Raw genomic sequence first — 18,981 nt, 5'->3', positions numbered from 1 at the left:
ATAATAGCATCGTTTCGTTGTCACCATTAGTAACTTGATCGAGGAGATATCATGTCTTACACCGTAGAGAAAATCGGTGGTACATCTATGACGGCATTTGATGCCGTCCTGGATAATATTCTATTAAAACCTGAAAACCCGTATAACCGAGTATTCGTTGTCTCAGCTTATTCCGGGATTACCGATGCACTTCTTGAGTGTAAAAAAACCGGTAAACCGGGCATTTATCAGCTTATCGCTAAGCGTGATGAGGCGTGGGAAGAGGGAATGTCTGAGTTGGAGCAGCGAATGACGCTGATCAACCAGAACATCTTTGCGGATCCGATGAGCAGAATGAGAGCGGATAAATTCATCCGAGCTCGTATCGCTGAAGCGAAAAGCTGTATCCAGAACTTGATGGAAACCTGTCAATACGGGCAGTTTTCATTGTCTCACTATCTTCCCCAGATAAGAGAATTCTTATCATCTCTTGGGGAAGCTCAAAGTGCTTTCAATACAGTACTCAAGTTGAAATTGCATGGTGTGGAAGCAACGTTTGTCGACTTATCAGGTTGGAATAAGCATAAAAACGGCTCACTTGATGACGTTATAAAAGATGTATTTAACGAAATTGATGTATCTAAAGAGTTACCGATCGTGACAGGGTATGCGTATTGTGATGAAGGGCTGATGAAAACGTATGATCGCGGTTATAGTGAGATGACGTTCAGTAAGATCGCATCACTTACCGGTGCAGATCAAGCTATTATTCACAAAGAATATCATCTAAGTACGGCTGACCCGAGAATTGTCGGACCTGATGACGTTAGGCCTATGGGTAAAACGAACTTTGACGTTGCTGATCAATTGGCGAATTTGGGAATGGAAGCCATTCACCCAAATGCGGCAGCAGGATTACGCGAGAAAGATATCCCTCTTGTTGTGAAAAATACATTTGAACCGGAACATGATGGGACATTAATCTCCAACCACTTCAATCCAGTGGAAGACAACGTTGAAATCATCGCTGGTCGTAACAAGGTATTCGCGTTACATATTTTCGATCAGAAAATGGTCGGAGTGATTGATAACGTGAGTTATGAGTTGATGGAAATTATTGCGGAAGAGCAGGTACATCTTATCGGTAAAGAGATGAATGCTAACTCAATGACGTATTACCTGAATGGTAATAGTGAAAGCTTAAATCGAGTGTTATTCCGCACTGAAAATCGTTATCCGAAAGCATCGGTTTCAGGAAAAATGGTCGCGTTGATTTCGGCGATTGGTGCTCAAATGAATACCAACCGTGTTCTTAGCGAGGGTATGACCGCCTTGAAAAACGCTGATGTGAAACCTATGGCTGTTCATTCTTCAATGCGCAACGTGAACGTTCAGTTCAGTGTCGAAGACAGTGATTATAATACGGCGATAAGGGCGTTGCATGATGCACTTATTGAAACAAAAGCCGTGCCAGAGAAGTCTGCAGCTTAATAGCATAAAATGCGGGATTGACATAAAAAGCAGGAGAGAGATCTCCTGCTTTTTCTATTTATGGCTATTCTCATATTCGAGCCCTCTTTACATTGAGCATATAGTTCCATTAAGATCCGTCGCCCTGATATCAATAGGAAAATCGCAATGAAAGATGCCAACGAATATGTTGTGTTGCTAAATGATGCTTTAGAGCCGATTGGGCACGCAGATAAAGCGACAGTTCATACCCACGACACGCCCCTGCATCTTGCTTTTTCTTGTTATATAAAAAATGGACGAGGTGAACTTTTAGTAACTCGCCGTTCGTTATCTAAAATCGCTTGGCCCGGTGTTTGGACAAATTCTGCGTGTGGTCATCCAATGCCTGGTGAAAGCTTCGATGCTGCTATCAGACGGCGAATCAAGTTTGAGTTAGGGCTCGAATTAGAACGAATTGATATGCTTTTAGAGCACTTCCAATACTGTGAACGGGATGCCTCTGGTATCGTAGAACACGAATTTTGCCCAGTATTTCTCGCAGTGACAAATTCAGAGCCAGACGTGAATCCTGATGAAGTCATGGATTACAAATGGGCTGAACCAGTGGATATTCAATCTGCGGTGAAACTAACGCCATGGGCTTATAGCCCATGGATGGTTCAGCAACTCGCGCTCATCAAATCACTTTGACACGCTATAATTTTCATTCGCCTGAATAACGAAAGGCCTCTTGTGACAGCATTTCAAGTTGTTCAGGTGACATTTTACTGCTTGCTACCGTTATTCGGCCCAAATAAATGGTGGGGACTTGATCTGCTCGACCTTCCAAATAGTATTTAATCGCTTCGGCAGTGGCCACACCCACATCGTCACTCATGCGCATTGGTGTCGCATTGAGAACACCTTCCTTGATTTTCTCCACTTCTTTTGCCGTACCGCCCCATCCAGTAATGAAAATATCATTTACCTTACCTAACTCTGTTAAAGCGTCTATTGCACCCATCGTCATAGCCGTATTCGCGTTATGGAGCATCGTCACTTCCGGAAAGTTCTTGACGATCAGTTTTGCACCATCTTCACCCCCTTTCTTTTGATACTGTCCAAAGTGCTCATACATGTTGAGCCAATTACCGTTCTCTTCGACACAGTCTGAGAATTCTTGGGAGCGTTGGTCATCCGTTACACCTGGAATACCTCGATTCAGCGCAAAATTAACATCGGTACCAAGATCCTCGATCAGATAGTGACACAAGACTTGTGCACCCATTGAACTTGAGAAATCAAACCAGGCATCAGGTGTGTAATGCCAACTCGGATTGGGTGTATGAAAAGCCCAAATAAAAGTTTTGAACTCTGTTGATTTTGACAGTTTCTGAATATTCTTTGATTGAACTTCGAGTTCTGATGGGCCGAATATGACAAAGTCGTAGGAAGAGGCGTTATCGAGAACATCATCGATATATTTTGTTTGTAGTGCGTGCTCTATTTGTCGCGACGAGAATTCTTGTATCTCGTAAGGAATATTGAGTTCGTTCAATCTCTTAATAAGAGCTTTATAATTCCTTATCCAAAAATCTGAAATATCGGCACTAGGATATATTAGTGCGATTTTTACTTTATCATCTAGATTTAATGTAGTGGGTTTACTGTTACTACTTACGGTATTTTGAAAATTACGAGTTATTACATCGCTATTTTGTTCCGATTGATTTATCGATTGTGCGGTTTTTATGTTATCTTTGCCGCTGAATGAGGGTGTTGAAAAAAACACCAGACTATAAAGTAAGATTACAAGTGGATTTAGTCTAAAAATTAGCACGATAGCAGTCCTGTTCTAGAGGGATTCTTATAGCTTTAATCATTCATATGGTGATTGTGTTGTACCAATTATATATAAATTTAGCTTCTTATTTATGAAAAATATCGTATTTTTGATCTTCACGACTTTTGGTCTATTTAGCTCAATAGTCAGTGCGAATTCTCAGCTACAAGCTGTACCCAGCTATGTAGACTACGCGAAGGCTCGCGTTGAAAGTGCAATAAAAAGCAGTACAAGTTGGGATGGACCCGTTACAGGACCAAAAATAGTAAATAATAAAACCGTTATATTTGTGGCCTCAGATCTTAGGAATGGGGGTGTGAATGCAGTAGCGAAAGGGGTGTCAGAGGCTGTATCACATACAAACTGGAACCTGAGATTTCTTGATGGACTGGGGTCTGAAGTTCGCCAAGGCGCCGCAATTCGAAAAGCGGTGGGGTTTCAACCAGACGCCATCGTGCTGTGCGGAATCGATGCTCGTCGACATGCTGATGTTCTGTTGGTCGCGAAAAAGTTAGGTATTACCGTCGTCGGATGGCACGTTATTGATGAGGCCAAATCAGACGAGAGCCTTGGTCTTTTCACCAACATTACGACCAACCCAATTGAAGTTGCCGAGGTTGCATCTCTACTAGCCGTTGCACAGTCAAATGGTCAGGCAAAAGTAGTCGTATTTACGGACCCTAACTACAGTATTGCGCTATTAAAATCCAATGCCATGATTGAAAATATCAACAAATGCGATGGTTGCCAGATACTTAACATTAGAGAGGTACCTCTGGATGAAACGGCTAAGCGAATGCCTGATGTTGTTGAAGAACTGCTAAAGCAATATCCGAATCAAATTACGCACTTTCTCGCTATTAACGACCTCTACTTTGACTTTGGAACACCGTCGTTAGAGAGTGTGCATGAAAGGAAGGAACAAATTCCTCAGAGTATTTCTGCTGGGGATGGTAGTAAAGCGGCTTATAAACGTATCAATACGGGACTATATCAATTAGCAACTGTTCCAGAGCCTTTGCATATGCAAGGCTGGCAGATAGTTGATGAGTTAAATAGGGCATTTAACCACCTCAAGCCGAGCGGATATTCTGCCCCTGTGCATCTCGTTACGGACAAAAATGTCCAGGAGCTTATCGGAAAAGGCAAAGTTGATATTTATGATCCTGACAATGGTTATCGGCACGCATATCTAACGATTTGGAATAAATAATGAAGTTTCCATCGGTTTCTATCGCAAAACGCCTTTTGTTTACGGTTATCGCATTGATCGTGATCAGTGGTTTCGGTTTTGGTCTGGTCATCAATTCGCTTTATAACGTCGAGTCAGTACTGGAATCTGAGTCTTCTCAGCATATTGAAAAATTGACAGTGAATTCCGTTATCAGTCGCCAAGTGTTTGAGTTAACGACTCGAGTTCAGTTACTCGAACAAGCATTTTTGTACAGCGAGTTAACGCTCGCGGAAGAAGGTTTTAGCATTGATCAGCAACTACAAAAGATGAGTGAACTCTCAGCAAACCCCCAGTTGAAGCTAAGAATGGATCGATTTATTGAAGATTTTCATCGTTTTCTGGGAAGCTCTCTTACGCTTAACCGTATTATTCGTGAAATGAAAGAAATTGATCAGACGTTAGCCGAGCAGTTGGATACCTTAGATTATCTCGTCGCTGACAATAAACTGAATTTGTTGTCTCAGGCAAATCAAGCTGTAGACAATAATACCCTCGATTTAGTCGACTTATTAAGAGAATCCTTTCTTATTGTGGGTAAAAGGGTCGGCACTATTCGTAGTCGAATTACCCCTGAAACGGAAAAAGTGGTGATCATCGAAGTTCAAAAAGAACTCGATATTATGGCGTTACATTTAGCTAATTTACCTGGAACGGATGAAAAGCTCATTTTACAGAAGAAAAAATTGAATCGCTCTTTGAAGAAATTCAATGCAGCTTTGCGTAAGATGCAAGCCAATCTAGAACAGCGATGGAATGTTATGGCCGCGCTTGTTACTTCTCAAAATAATCTTCTCAATTATGTTGAGTCGACCGAACATAACGTGACGTCAAGCGCTATAAATTTAACGCAAAAGCTTGAGTCAGATATAGAACAGACCCGATTAGAAGCACTGATTGTCGCATTGCTTGCCATGTTGTCTGGACTGTTTCTGATTAGTCGTGTTGTGCAGGTACATATCCGTAAGCCTCTTAAAAGTTTGGGATCAGGTTTCGAACAATTAGAATCGTCGAAGTTTCATCAGAGAATTGATTTGGGGCGCGACGATGAATGGAATGATATTGAGCGTGCCTTTAATAATATGGCGGAGAAGCTTGAAGAAACGTATTTCCAACTGAATGAAGAGAAGAAAAACTTCGATTTTCTCGCCCATCATGATCCATTGACTCATCTTGCTAATCGCTTGCTAGCAACAAAGATGACACAAGAAACTATTGATGATTCAACCTTATCTGAAAGTACGTTTAGTGTGCTGTATCTCGATGTTGACCAGTTTAAAACCATCAACGATTCATTAGGGCATTTGGCCGGAGATCAGCTATTGATAGATGTTGCAAATAGCCTAAAAAATATTATTGATGAAAAAGGATTCGTTGCTCGAATGGGAGGGGACGAATTTATGATCATTCTGAAAACAGCGCATACGATGATACAAGCGGAGATCGTTGCCGAAGCGATTAATCAGGCTCTGAGAAAACCCTATTTTGTTAATAATAAAACGATTTTTGTTTCGAGTAGCATCGGTGTCTGCATGTACCCAGAACATGGTCATGATGTTGAGACGTTAATACGTAACGCGGACACGGCTATGTATCACGCGAAAAGGAACGGGCGTGACCAATATTGTTGTTATACCGACCAAATGACGTTAGAAGCTAAGGACCTTGTGGAAGTGAGCTCTGGCCTGCGTCAGGCACTGGCTAAAAATGAGCTATCGATTCTATTCCAACCACAAATCGATTTAGCGACAAATAAAGTGGTCGGCGCTGAAGCGTTAATACGATGGGATCATCCAGAATATGGCCGGTTGTGCCCGGCAGACTTTCTTCCCATTGCAGAAAAAACCGGGTTCATTAGTGAAATTGATGACTGGGTCTTTTCTCAAGTTGTGGCGTATATCACCCGTTGGAAGAAGGCAGGTATAGACCTTTCCGGTATGAAATTCTCGGTGAATTTTTCAGCCCGGAAGTTTTACTCTGCTAATTTAGTCAATAAACTTGACTCAGTACTCGTAGGTACTGCGTGTCAGGCAGAGCAAATCATGCTCGAAATTACCGAACGTGACATGATGAGTGGTATTGAAACAAGCGTCGAAACAATAAACGAATTGAGAAAGCGCGGCTTTCTCATTGGGATTGATGATTTCGGTACAGGTCATTCGTCACTGGCTCTTTTAAAGCAACTTCCAGTCGATGTTGTTAAATTAGACAGAAGTTTTATCAAGGACATAGCTGTGGCGGATCGAGATTTTTCTATCGTTCGTTCTATTATTACTTTAACTAAAGAACTTGAATTAGATGTTATTGCTGAAGGTGTTGAATGCAAGCACCAAGCGGAAAAGTTAGTTGATATTGGTTGCCACTACGTGCAGGGTTACCGTTATTCTAAGCCGCTTGATGAGCAACAATGGCTAAAACTACTGGCGTCCGATTAGTGTAAGCTAATTACTGGCTTTACTGTTTCCCACTGGATCGGTAACACGAAAAATCGAGTGTTGTTTCTAATAATTGTGTTGTACGGACGAAAAATAATATCGTACTGATACTTTGGAAATGTCATAGACGCAGGCCAGTGTCTTTTGTCTGGCTGACTACTACTCTCTTGAATATGTATGTGTAATGCAGGCAATTTCATGGAACTTTCCTCCGAATACATTCGTTACATTTCGATGATTAGTTAATTAAACTGTCTTATTAAAATATTTGGGTGCTTGGTACGAATTCAAGGTGTGATAAGAGGACGTTGAGTCAGAATATCGTAAAAAAGCTGACTCAGCGGGAGAAATACAAGGCGTGAGAACTTATTCTGTTTCGTTGAGTAGCAGAACCAATGACTCTTTGTCATCGATCGGGGCATTCATCATTGATGCGAGTCTTTGTAATGATGAGAGGATTAGATTCTGTTCCCATGATTCGAGGTTTTGAAACTGATCGATAAAGTCCTGTTCCATTATCTGCGGTGCGTCATTTAGTATTGCTAGCCCTTGTTCAGTTAGAACAGCGTGGACCTTTCTTTTGTCTTTCGTATCTCGTTCGCGAACAACAAAGCCTCTGGCTTCTAAGCGATCCAATATGCTTGTTGCGGTCGCTTGGCTCATATTCGTATTGCTTGATAACTGGCGAATCGTAATGTTACTAGAGTGGTGGATGGCCTTCATCAGTAACAATTGAGGGCTAGTTAACCCATACTCGCGTTTGATTTTTTTTGAATATAAATCAATGGCTCTTATTATTTGCCTCAGTGATACCAGCACCTCTTCATGCGTTTCCAAAGGGGCTCTCCTCTTTCAATGACTTTCTCTACAAGGCTACGGGAGTTCCGTAGCCTTTATTATTATTTTCGTTATTATTTAGCGGCTTTTTTTGCTTCTTCAATCCAAGAATTGAACAGTTTTTGATGAGCTTTAATCCAACCGTCAGCATGTGCTTCAATGTCTTTTTCACTGTTTGCACCCTGACGCATCATCATATTTTCAGCGCTCACGTCGTTGATACTTAACTTCATGATTGTGAAAAGTTTTGCTGCTGCTGGATTTTCATCGGCAAATTTTTTATTAGCGATAATTTTCATTGTGTTCATTTGGAAGCCATAGTTCTTCCCATTTGGCAACGTTGTATCGATATCTGAACGATCTCCTGGTAGAGAAGAGAATGGAACTTCTAGCCATACAACGTCTTTTCCTGGGACAAGAACGCCACTTACCCAGTAAGGTGTCCAAGTGTAATATAGGATAGACTTGCCTGCCTTATAGCGTGAAATAGTGTCTGCCATAAGAGCCGCATATTTACCTTGGTTGATTTCAACCGTGTCACTTAGACCATAGGCTTTATTCTGATGGTTTGTGACTGCCTCACAGCCCCAACCAGGGTTACAGCCAGTCAAGTCAGCTTTTCCATCACCATCGGCATCAAATAATTTGGCAAGTTTCGGATCTTTCAACTGGCCGATATTTGTGATGTTGTATTTTTCTGCTGTTTTCTTATCAATTAAATAACCTTGAGCGGCACCTGAAATATAGTCACCACCAACAAAGAACGCTTTATCGCCACCCGCTTTTTGGAATTTTCCATCGTGCAGTGGAGACCAATAAACCGCGTGGTAAGTCGCATCACCTTCTGCTACAGATGTATAAGCCACGTTGTAGTCAACTTCTTTTGTTGGCTCTACGGTGTATCCCAATGCTTCCATTGCCTTATTTACAATTAACGTCTGAAAAGTTTCTTCTGCAACAGTGGACTGAACGGGTTGAACAGTAATGCCATCACCGGGAAGCTTTTCAGCAAAAGCGGCAGCAGACAGGGTAGAGGAAAGAACTAATCCTGAGGTTAGTATGCTTTTCCATGCAATCTTCATCATTTTCTCCTGTTTTGAGTGCTTGTTTGGTTTCATTTAAATTAATTAACGTTGTTTTCGTGCTTTGAAAAAGATTGAAACGGGGCCTTTTTCATACCAATGGGTTTTGTTATTTCTTGTTTCCGTACCTAGAGTTTGAGTAATTCGGTCTAGAAGAATCGCCAGGATAACAATGCCAACACCACCTACGGCTGCCATCCCCATGTCTAGGCGTCCAATACCACGCAGTACCATTTGACCTAAGCCACCTACCGCAATCATTGATGCAATTACTACCATTGATAGTGACAGCATAAGTGTTTGGTTTACCCCAGCCATAATAGTTGGCATCGCGAGAGGCAACTGGATTCGATAAAGCATCTGTTTTGGGCTGGCGCCAAACGCGTGTCCCGCTTCGATTAGATCTTCAGGGACCTGTTGAATGCCTAAAATGGTGAGCCTGACGATAGGCGGTAGGGCAAAGATGATCGTTACAACAACCCCAGGTACGTTACCAATACCGAATAGCATGACGATTGGTACAAGGTAGACAAATGCGGGTGTCGTTTGCATTGCATCTAATATCGGTCGGATAATTTTTGCTGCAGTATCACTCCTAGCAAGCCATATTCCAAGCGGTAGGCCGAGCAACAGACAGAAAAAGACAGAGGTTAAAACCAGAGCCAATGTAATCATTGCGCCATTCCACGCCCCGATGAGGCCGATAGCGATTAAAGAACATAGAGTTCCAATGCCGAGTCGCGGCCCTGCCAGCTGCCATGCGATTAAGAAAAGAATAAGCAACATGATTGGAGCAGGGGTTGATGTTAGCGCCGTTTGAAATGACGTTAAGATCAGATCTATCGGCACACGAATGGCCTGAAATACTGGTCGACCATGTTGAACGAGCCATTCAAGAGCAGTCTCTACCCAGTGGTCAAAAGGAATAACGGCGTCTTTAAATGGATGTAACCAGCTAAACGGATCGGGTGCTGCTGTTGCATGTAACCAATCATTTGCACCTGTGCCTCCACCAGTCGTCACTTGAGTTGCTGTTGACCACGGATCGGATGTTGCTGCCTGAGATGCCGCTCCCCATGGATCGCTATTTTGTGCTGCTTGGCTTGCTGTTTCAGTTGCTGCCATAATGATTACTCCCTATCTAAAGTCTGAAGCAGACGTGACTTAGTGATTACGCCGAAATATTTGCCATCGTCATCGACGACTGGAACGGAATATGGAACACCTGCAACCACACCAATTAACTCACCGACAGAAGTATCTGGAGAGATTGTTACTGTGTCTTGGAGTAGTGCTCCTGTTAGCGGCTTATCACCTTTCCTTGCTTCTTTGAGAGATTCGACGGAAATGATTCCTGAAAATTTGTTTGCTCTATCAACGACTACGCCATATTCACGGTCATTATCAACCAGTAATTGCAATGCAGCGCCTGGACCATCGTTATCGTGTTTTTTAAATATTGCAGCGGGATTTTTACGTGCGATATCTTTGGCTGAAAAGACACTGGCGACATTCACGCCTTTAAAGAAAGAGCTTACATAATCGTTTGCCGGCTTATGTAAAATCTCGTCTGGTGTCCCAACCTGCACTACGACACCATCTTGCATAATGGCGATTCGATCACCTATCCTCATTGCTTCATCAAGATCGTGCGAGATGAAAACGATGGTGCGTTTGTCATCGTTTTGAAGACGAATTAGCTCATCCTGCATTTCTGTTCTAATCAATGGATCGAGTGCCGAAAATGCTTCGTCCATTAATAAAATATCAGGGTCATTAGTGAGGGCTCGAGCTAGACCAACTCGTTGCTTCATACCGCCGGATAGCTCATCTGGATAAGACTCACAGTAGGCATCAAGCCCCACCCTTGCTAAAGCTTCAATCGCTACTTTGTGTCTTTGCTCTGTTTCAATACCTGCCAACTCGAGTCCAAACGCTGCGTTTTCCAATACGGTCATGTGCGGCATTAAGGCAAAGTTTTGAAATACCATAGAGATATTTTTACGACGTACCTGACGCAACTCCTCCTCAGAAATTTTTGCAATGTCTTTGCCTTTTAACATGACACTACCTCTGGTAGGCTCAATTAAACGGTTTAGGAGTCGGACTAGAGTGGATTTACCGGACCCTGACAGGCCCATGATGACGAAAATTTCTCCTTCATTAATACTGAGAGAAACGTCTTTTACGCCAACAGTCAGACCTGTTGCTTCAAAAATTTCGTCTTTGTTCTGGCCTTTTTCCATTAGAGGAAACGCTTGGTCAGGTGTTTCGCCGAACACCTTATAGAGCGACTTGACCTCGAGTATAGGTTGCATAGAACATATCCTTTGTGTAACACATAAAATTATGTATAAATTTTAAACTTATATAATGTACTCTAAACATTAAAAATTCATTATTCAAGGCTTCACATTCGGTCTCTTTCCATTTTTTAACGTTAAGTGCCTGTTTTTATCCACATTATTAATGCTATTTTTATTTTTAAATCTTTGAGTTAGAATGTTTTGAGTGCAAAATATTGTTGTAATAAGAATAATTTCAGCAAAAATGAAAGGAAGGCTGTGTGAAAAAACTTTATCTATTTCTCGCCATCGTCATCAGTTGTTGGGGCATTGCAGCGAACTCGGCTGAAGATGCAAAAGAGTCGGGACCATCTTCCGATAGTCATGCGGAACAAACGGCTGAGAAGTATTCAAATACTGACTTACTCGATCGTCCACTAATGGAACGTTATATTCTTGATGAGTTAAAATCTCTGAGGCAGGACCAACAGGATTTAGAACGCAGAGTAACTGTGCAGATTACTGATAGAGAACTCTCGGTTGCCGACAAGTCTATGAATTATGCCAACGTTACGGTCACTTACTTTTTTTACGTCATCGCAGCCGTCGCTTCACTTATTGCCTTGTTTGGCTGGCATTCTTTGAAAGAAGTAAAAACTAACACGAGAGAATTAGCGGATAAGCAACTCAACAAGATTGCCCAAGACTATGAGAAAAAATTCTTGGCGTTAGAGCGTGATTTAAAAAGAAAGACGAGAATCATTACGGAGAACAACAGAGAGATTGAGATTATCAATGAAATTCACAATCTCTGGTTACGTGCCCAAAGTATGCAAACTCCAGAACAACGAATCGAGGTTTACGATGAGATTCTCAAGATTCGACCAGGGGATCTCGAAGCTCTAACTTACAAAGCCGATGCGGTTATGGAAATGAAAGAGTATCATTGGGCAATGAGCCTTTGTAATCGTGTACTTGAACTGGACGAGACAAACGGTCCTGCACTTTATCAGCGAGCGTGTGCTTACGCTCGTTTGGGGGCAGAAGAGCAGGCTATTGATGATTTGATACGTTCTGTCGAATTAAGTCCTTCTTTGAGGGAACTCATTTCTGAGGAGCCCGATTTTGATTCTCTTCATGGCAACACTCGTTTCGATGATTTATCGTCGCCAAACATTTCAGCTGAGGAAAAATAGGGCTGAGATATGCAGCAAGTCTTATGTTCTGACTATAAAATGACATACAAGAGAGAGGTTTTTGTCATCTTTAAACCTCTCTTTTTTCACTACTAATAATGCAACATGGAACTATCAAACGAAGACCGTCTCGCCTTACAAAATGTCTGGATGTCACAAAAAGCAAAGATGCAATTAACTCAAATGGAAATGTCGCGTCGCCTTGGATTTACTCAGATCGAATTTGCCGACATCATGAAAGGCAAAAATCCATTATCGCTCCAATTTGTCCAGAATTTTTGTCAGCATCTACATGTAGACCCTTATACATTTTTACCCTCTCTAATCGCACTACGCAAAGAAAATAAAGAGCCTGTTATCATCACAACGACTGTCTCAGTTCAGGGACAAGTGCAAAATGTAAGGGTAGAAGACAACCAAGTTATTATTCAATATCAATATATTAACAATTAACTCTATGTGGTTATTTCCTCTTAAAGAGAATCCATATATACTCACGCCAAATTGAAATGTTACAAGATGTTTCAGGTGCCAGTTTTAAATAAAATTACAATAGAGCCAGTCATGCTAGCTGGCTCGATGGCAATGTCGTATTAATGGAGATAATAAGATGAAAAAACTATTAGTCGCTCTTTCTGTAAGTGCGCTTTTGGGTGGCGTAGCTCAAGCATCTGATTGGGGATATGAGGGCGAGCATGGACCTGCTCATTGGGGTTCAGTTTCAAAAACATGTGCTGAAGGCGTAAACCAAAGTCCAATAGATATTACTCGCGTAGCGCAGTCACAGCTTGAACCTCTAAACATACACTATACAGGTAAAGTGACCGCTCTTACTAACAACGGCCATACTCTACAAGCGACCGTCACTGGCGATAATACGTTGACTATCGACGGTGATGTATTCGAACTTAAACAGTTCCATTTCCATACTCCATCAGAGAACTTTATCAACCATCACCAATATGCTCTAGAAGCACACTTTGTTCATGCTGACAAAGATGGCAATCTTGCTGTTGTTGCTGTGATGTATGATGCAGGATCTGATGACGCTGACTTGGACAAGCTCACTGCTAAGATTCCAAGTGTGAATGAGACCCAGACTCTTGCAACGTCTTTTGATGTGAAAGAAATGCTACCAACATCAGTGGCTAAATATTACCGTTTTAACGGCTCTTTAACTACACCACCATGTAGTGAAGGTGTGCGTTGGTTTGTGATTAAGCAACATAAGACACTATCTAGCGATCAAGAAAAAGCTTTTTCAAGTGTAATGGGTCACAACAACCGTCCTCTTCAAGGTCTGCACGCTCGTATTGCTGACGCAAACTAAGTGAATCTTTCCTCGTTACTAAAAAGCACTTCAAATTTGAAGTGCTTTTTTGTTATCGAGAGCCAACCCTAATTAATCATAGATAGTCGGAATAGGCTGGCGCTTGTGTTGAGTTGCAAGATATATACTGACTAATTTATCTGACACTTCTTTTGGCACTGGCTTACCTTCTAAGAAATCGTCTATCTGGTCATAAGTAATGCTGAGCGCATCTTCATCTGCTTTTTGCGGCGCCAGTTCTTCTAAGTCAGCCGTTGGTGTTTTCACAACTAACACTTCAGGTGCACCTAGAGTCGCAGCAAGTTTACGTACCTGGCGTTTACTCAGGCCAAAGAGTGGCACCAAGTCACAAGCTCCGTCACCAAATTTAGTATAGAAACCAGTAATGTTTTCGGCTGAGTGGTCCGTTCCCAACACTAAACCGCCAACCAAACCAGCTACTTCATACTGAGCGACCATACGAGCACGCGCTTTGACGTTACCTTTAACGAAATCAAGCTTTGCTGCATTTGTTGGAAGTAGTCCCGTACCTTCCAGTGCCGCCTGAGAAGCGGCGTGAATACCATCAACACCTTCTTTGATATTAACGGCAACAGAATGGGTAGGCTGGATAAACGAAAGCGCAAGCTGAGCTTCGTCTTCATCTTTCTGTGTTCCGTAGGGTAGGCGAACAGCGATAAATTTGTACTCTTTAGATTGAGTTTCATCATTTAGCTGAGTTACTGCCAGCTGGGCTAAGCGACCACAAGTGGATGAATCAATACCACCACTTATGCCAAGTACGAGTGCTTTAGCACCAGATTCCTTCAATTTTCTTTTGATGAAGTCAACGCGGCGATTAATTTCAAATTCTGGGTCGATCGTAGGAAGTACGCGCATTTCTTCACGTATTAGCTGTTCCATAAGACATTCCTTTTCAAACAAGCAATAAAAAATCTATCGTAGTATCATACCGCAATACGGCCGAGAGAAAACAGACAAAACCGCAAAAGGAGTAATATGAATAAGATAGCAGTTTTTGGCAGCGCTTTTAATCCACCGAGTCTTGGGCATCAAAGTGTTATCGAATCAGTATCTCATTTCGACCTGATACTTTTAGTACCCAGCATTGCTCATGCGTGGGGAAAAGACATGCTTGATTATTCTATTCGCTGTTCCTTAGTTGATGAGTTTATCCGAGATCTAGAGCTAACGAATATCAAGCGCTCAATGGTCGAGGAAGAGCTGTATCAGCCTGGCAGTCCGGTCACGACCTATCAAGTGCTTGATGAGCTGAGTAAAACATACCCAGACAGTGAGCTAACATTTATTGTGGGGCCGGATAACTTCTTTTCTTTCGAACGGTTTTATAAAGCAAAGGAAATTATGACGCGTTTCTCTGTACTTGCTTGTCCTGAACGGGTATCCGTTAGAAGCAGTGATATCCGTGCGAAACTTTTGGACGGACGTTCTATTGAATCGTTGACGACGCCAAGTGTCGTTAAGAAAATCAACGCACTTGGCTTGTATACAGATAGTTAGCGCATACTAGATTTTAAATATGCTTAAGTTTCGTTTTACGTCTTTTGCTTCATTTTGATATTCCTTAACAATATCTGAGAGCTCATTGGCAATTCGGTCTGTTTCATGGGCGATTTCGACCAATACGTCAACATCAATGTTGACTTCTTCACTGGCTTTTGATTGCTCTGTGGTTGAATTCGCTATCGTTGTGATGTGTTCATTGACGAAATCAATCACATGCTCTAAATCCGAAATACTGGTATTAACGGTCGATACCGACTGGAAAGTGTCCTGCGTAGCTGATTTACTTTTTTCCATGCTCTCTGACGCAATAGTCGTATTTTTACTCATATTATTGAGCAGTTCACTGATATGCTCAGTAGCACTTTTACTCCTTTGAGCCAAATCACGTACTTCTGTGGATACGACAGCAAATCCTCGACCATGTTCGCCTGCGCGAGCGGCTTCAATTGCTGCATTCAGAGCGAGCAGGTTAGTTTGTTCAGAAATCCCTGTGATTGTGTCGACTATTTTACTGATACTTAGAGCATCTTTTTCCAGCTCTTGCATGCAGTCTTGGGTTTGGTCTATCTGGGTCACTAATCCTTCAACTACTTTGAAAGCATTTTGACTTTGATCCTGACAACTGGTCACTTTATCACGCATCTGGTTTGTCTCTTCTAGTGCGCGCTCAGCAGACACAGCTATCTCAGAGCTGGACTGCGAAAGTTCAGTCATTGCGGTCGCAATGTTTTCACACTTAGAAATGGTTCGTTGGCTGCTATTCTCCATGGATGTGGCTGAATGAATGATAGAAGCAAGTCTTGCTTCGCTATGATCATTTGCGTTTTTAGCATTGAGAAGGATATCGCGCACTTTATGATTAAGTGTGTAAATACTATTGCTAATGGTAGCGAGCTCGTCTTTGCCGACAGCACTGAAGTCCTTAGTTAGGTCGTGGGTCTCTGCAGATAGGCGGATATTGTTTGTCAGATTGTTTACTCGACGACGAAGACTGCCCGCACATAAGATTAAAATAATAATTAATAGTAATGTAATTGCGCCAGAAATGAGCAGAAATAGAAAGATAAGATTACTAGCTGACTGGGCAGCTTCATCTGAAGCCTTTATAATATTTTTTTGAATATTTAACCGTAACCCATTAATAAGTTTAATCTTATCTGTGGCTATCGGGAACCACTCGGTAGGGCTTGGTCCTTTGAGTTGATCTAGGGTTTGGTCCTGATTGAGGTAGCTAGTTTGAATTGTATCGACTTCTTTCCAGGCTGGTGCATTTTGAAGATTACTTAGATCTTGGCGAAACTTGACTGGAAGCGTCAGTTCAAGTTTTCTATACGCGTAGCGAAAGTCATCGATGTAACTTAAGATAGATTGGTACTGGCGTGGAGAAGAATTTTTTCTTGCAAAAGCCCCATTTAAAGCGCCGCGTATCTGTCCGGTCTTTTCTTTCATATCAACGACAGCCATTAAGCTCACGCCCAACGTTGCGATATCAACTTTACTGATAGACGCGACAAGTGATTTCGCATTATCAATTAGGAGATGATTTATATTGGAATAGTAGTCGAACGGCGATAGCTCAAGTTTCAAAGAGTCGACCTGTTGCCGAACTACGGGCAACGTCTCAAGTTCTTCGTATATTGTCTGATTAAGCGATTGAATAAACGCATTATCAAGGTATTGAGGTTTAAATTCTCTAAGGAGAGATATTTTGTCATCAACGATTTTACGTTGAACTTTAAGTTGTTCGATTTGAGCCCCCGCGCCTTTGCTGCCTATGACGCCTGCTGTTAGCCCTCTTTCCACAGCCAAATTGTGAGCTAACTCGTCAGCACGCAAAGCAAATTCAACCACTTCTTTATCTCTTAGACTGTCAGCTTTATCCTCCAGCAATTCCGCCATATCCTCGATAAAAAGAACTATACTTAGCAAAATAGGGACAGAGGTTAGGAAAATAACCATCCAGAATAAGGGGATTTTACTTAAGATTCCTTTCATTGAAACTCCTGACAATTGATATATCTTTATTGTTGTTTTACTCAAGTTTAGACAAAATTTCAGAGTGCGCTAATGCATATGTGAAATCGTGAAGTATCTATAAATTATTTGTTCTTTTTCGACAGCATTTCGGCACAATTTTTATACTGTGCTAAACCTTAGTATGTGAAGTTATGTTTAGGGGACAATATGGAACTTTTTGCCGACAAAAAGACCGATGGGCAACAGGATACGACTCCTGACACTCTTATAAAAAAGCCTTGGAAAGTCTTGCTGGTAGACGATGATGAGCAAATTCATCAGGTAACAAAACTAGCGTTATCTGGCTTTAGATTTCAACAACGTAAACTCGAACTTATTTCAGCTTATTCTGGGGAGGAAGCTAAAGCGATATGCTCGAAGATTGACGATATTGCATTGGCTTTGGTTGATGTGGTTATGGAAAGCGAGCACGCTGGACTTGAAGTTGTCAAATTTGTAAGAGAAGAACTCGGAAATAAAATGATTCGTTTAGTATTGAGAACGGGTCAGGCTGGGCAGGCTCCTGAAGACAAAGTTATTCAAGAATACGAAATTGATGATTACAAAGAAAAGACCGAACTGACTTCCCAAAAACTTCGCACGCTTTTGTATTCAATGCTAAGAGCGTATCGTGATCTTTGTTTGATTGAAACGCAGAAAGAAGGGTTGAGTCGCGTAATTCAAGCATCAGCAAACGTACAGAATACTCGTACACTCAGTAGCTATGCATCGACTGTTCTTGCACAGTTAACGTCTCTACTTAGGCTCGAGTCTTCGGCCTTCTACTGTATTGTTAAGCCCATCAATGATGATGGTGAAGACAACAAGACATTAATGGTTGCCGCAACCGGTGATTTTGTTTCCTTCTATCGGAATAGCTGTTTGAGTCTTTTACCTGACACGGTTGTGAAAAGAGTCAAAGAAGTACTCAATATTCATCAATCGATGCAGTTTGAAGACAGTTACGTTTTCTACATAAATGACGATCGTGGTTACGATAATCTGCTTTATGTGAAATTGGAATCGGATCTTAGCGAGCATGACATTCAGCTGCTCGAAATTTACATGCACAACATTGCGTTGACCTTTGAAAATATTAATCTCATGGTCGACTTGCAAGAGACATCTAAAGAGTTGGTTTTCAACCTATCGAATGCCGTGGAAGTGAGAAGTCGCGAAACTGGCGCTCATGTTCAACGGGTATCTCTTTTTAGCGCGAAGCTTGCTCGATTATATGGATTGGACGAGACGGAAGTTACGTTGATTCAACATGCTTCACCTCTACACGATGTCGGTAAAGTTGCGATACCTGACAGCATTTTGCATAAGCAAGGTAAACTCGACGCGGAAGAGTGGGCAATAATGCAAAAGCACGTCAGTTTTGGCGTGGATATTCTAAGTCGTTCAGAGCGTCCTTTAATGGTAGCAGCGAAAGAAATTGCTGGTTATCACCATGAAAAATGGGATGGTAGTGGCTATCCAAATGGTCTTACTGGAGAAGATATTCCGATCTCTGGGCGGATTGTCGCTCTGGCGGACGTTTTCGATGCCTTAGGTTCGGTACGAAGTTACAAGCAGCCCTGGAAAGATGAAGATATACGGGCGGAAATTTTAGCGCAACGCGGAAAGCATTTTGATCCAAGGTTAGTGGATCTATTTATTGAGAACTGGGATGAGTTTGTCGCGATAAGGGCTGAATATCCCGATCAATATTAAAAGCGAATGAGATAGGTGTAATAAAGGGAAGCTCAACGTTTCCCTTTATTTT

Annotated in this window: 17 protein-coding genes; 9 read left to right on the top strand and 8 right to left on the bottom strand. The window is 41.8% G+C overall.

All coding sequences use genetic code 11. From position 1 onward, the window contains the following. Positions 1-51 precede the first annotated feature (51 nt). Both EES38_RS02180 and idi read left to right on the top strand, forming a co-directional pair. Positions 52-1,470 (top strand): aspartate kinase, encoded by a 1,419-nt coding sequence (locus EES38_RS02180; RefSeq protein ID WP_124935520.1) that lies wholly within the window; start codon positions 52-54, stop codon positions 1,468-1,470. A gap of 147 nt (positions 1,471-1,617) precedes the next feature. Then, positions 1,618-2,142 (top strand): isopentenyl-diphosphate Delta-isomerase, encoded by a 525-nt coding sequence (gene idi / locus EES38_RS02175; protein WP_124935519.1) that lies wholly within the window; start codon positions 1,618-1,620, stop codon positions 2,140-2,142. 13 nt (positions 2,143-2,155) lie between these two features. On the opposite strand, the gene EES38_RS02170 is transcribed toward idi, so the two are convergent. After that, complete coding sequence (locus tag EES38_RS02170) at positions 2,156-3,184, bottom strand: substrate-binding domain-containing protein (RefSeq protein ID WP_439333235.1); 1,029 nt, start codon at positions 3,182-3,184, stop codon at positions 2,156-2,158. A 181-nt stretch (positions 3,185-3,365) separates the two neighbouring features. Here EES38_RS02170 and EES38_RS02165 point away from each other — a divergent pair, with 181 nt between their 5' ends. Beyond that, positions 3,366-4,487, top strand: coding sequence for a substrate-binding domain-containing protein (locus tag EES38_RS02165; RefSeq protein ID WP_124935518.1), 1,122 nt, complete (start codon positions 3,366-3,368; stop codon positions 4,485-4,487). Next, on the top strand, positions 4,487-6,940 hold the full coding sequence (locus EES38_RS02160) for an EAL domain-containing protein (RefSeq protein WP_124935517.1): 2,454 nt from the start codon (positions 4,487-4,489) through the stop codon (positions 6,938-6,940). The genes EES38_RS02165 and EES38_RS02160 overlap by 1 nt, the downstream gene beginning before the upstream one ends. On the opposite strand, the gene EES38_RS02155 is transcribed toward EES38_RS02160, so the two are convergent. From EES38_RS02155 to proV, 5 genes are all read right to left on the bottom strand, one after another. Beyond that, positions 6,937-7,140, bottom strand: coding sequence for a hypothetical protein (locus EES38_RS02155; protein WP_124935516.1), 204 nt, complete (start codon positions 7,138-7,140; stop codon positions 6,937-6,939). The two genes, EES38_RS02160 and EES38_RS02155, sit on opposite strands and share 4 nt — an antisense overlap. A 166-nt stretch (positions 7,141-7,306) precedes the next feature. Further along, a complete protein-coding gene (locus EES38_RS02150; protein WP_124935515.1) occupies positions 7,307-7,777 on the bottom strand; it encodes a MarR family winged helix-turn-helix transcriptional regulator in 471 nt (156 codons plus the stop codon). Positions 7,778-7,851: 74 nt separating this feature from the next. Beyond that, the gene (gene proX / locus EES38_RS02145; RefSeq protein ID WP_166434203.1) at positions 7,852-8,859 is read right to left on the bottom strand and encodes a glycine betaine/L-proline ABC transporter substrate-binding protein ProX; all 1,008 of its coding nucleotides are present in this window, start codon (positions 8,857-8,859) and stop codon (positions 7,852-7,854) included. A gap of 45 nt (positions 8,860-8,904) precedes the next feature. After that, positions 8,905-9,984: a glycine betaine/L-proline ABC transporter permease ProW gene (gene proW, locus EES38_RS02140; RefSeq protein WP_124935514.1), complete on the bottom strand. Its 1,080-nt coding sequence runs from the start codon at positions 9,982-9,984 to the stop codon at positions 8,905-8,907. 5 nt (positions 9,985-9,989) lie between these two features. Continuing rightward, positions 9,990-11,177, bottom strand: coding sequence for a glycine betaine/L-proline ABC transporter ATP-binding protein ProV (proV, locus tag EES38_RS02135; protein ID WP_124935513.1), 1,188 nt, complete (start codon positions 11,175-11,177; stop codon positions 9,990-9,992). A gap of 248 nt (positions 11,178-11,425) precedes the next feature. Between proV and EES38_RS02130 the strand changes: the two genes are divergently transcribed. The 3 genes from EES38_RS02130 to EES38_RS02120 all read left to right on the top strand — a co-directional run bounded on the left by EES38_RS02130 (position 11,426) and on the right by EES38_RS02120 (position 13,670). After that, positions 11,426-12,340 (top strand): tetratricopeptide repeat protein, encoded by a 915-nt coding sequence (locus EES38_RS02130; RefSeq protein WP_243694132.1) that lies wholly within the window; start codon positions 11,426-11,428, stop codon positions 12,338-12,340. A 105-nt stretch (positions 12,341-12,445) separates the two neighbouring features. Next, positions 12,446-12,793, top strand: a complete 348-nt coding sequence (locus EES38_RS02125; RefSeq protein WP_124935512.1) for a helix-turn-helix domain-containing protein — start codon at positions 12,446-12,448, stop codon at positions 12,791-12,793. 157 nt (positions 12,794-12,950) lie between these two features. After that, on the top strand, positions 12,951-13,670 hold the full coding sequence (locus EES38_RS02120) for a carbonic anhydrase (protein ID WP_124935511.1): 720 nt from the start codon (positions 12,951-12,953) through the stop codon (positions 13,668-13,670). A gap of 72 nt (positions 13,671-13,742) precedes the next feature. Here EES38_RS02120 and nadE read toward each other — a convergent pair whose 3' ends face one another. Further along, a complete protein-coding gene (gene nadE, locus EES38_RS02115) occupies positions 13,743-14,573 on the bottom strand; it encodes an NAD(+) synthase (protein WP_124935510.1) in 831 nt (276 codons plus the stop codon). Between the two features lie 96 nt (positions 14,574-14,669). On the opposite strand from nadE, the gene EES38_RS02110 reads away from it, so the two are divergent. Beyond that, entirely contained in the window at positions 14,670-15,191 is a 522-nt protein-coding gene (locus EES38_RS02110; RefSeq protein ID WP_124935509.1) for a nicotinate-nicotinamide nucleotide adenylyltransferase, read from the top strand. Positions 15,192-15,197: 6 nt separating this feature from the next. Here the strand turns inward: EES38_RS02110 and EES38_RS02105 are convergent, their stop codons facing one another. Then, positions 15,198-17,192, bottom strand: coding sequence for a methyl-accepting chemotaxis protein (locus EES38_RS02105; RefSeq protein ID WP_124935508.1), 1,995 nt, complete (start codon positions 17,190-17,192; stop codon positions 15,198-15,200). A gap of 189 nt (positions 17,193-17,381) precedes the next feature. Here EES38_RS02105 and EES38_RS02100 point away from each other — a divergent pair, with 189 nt between their 5' ends. Further along, positions 17,382-18,929, top strand: coding sequence for a DUF3369 domain-containing protein (locus EES38_RS02100; protein WP_124935507.1), 1,548 nt, complete (start codon positions 17,382-17,384; stop codon positions 18,927-18,929). Positions 18,930-18,981: the final 52 nt, after the last annotated feature.

Source organism: Vibrio viridaestus (genome assembly GCF_003856525.1).
Classification (GTDB): domain Bacteria; phylum Pseudomonadota; class Gammaproteobacteria; order Enterobacterales; family Vibrionaceae; genus Vibrio; species Vibrio viridaestus.
The sequence above is the reverse complement of the archived record's forward strand: the minus strand, read 5'-3'. Positions and strand labels throughout refer to the sequence as shown.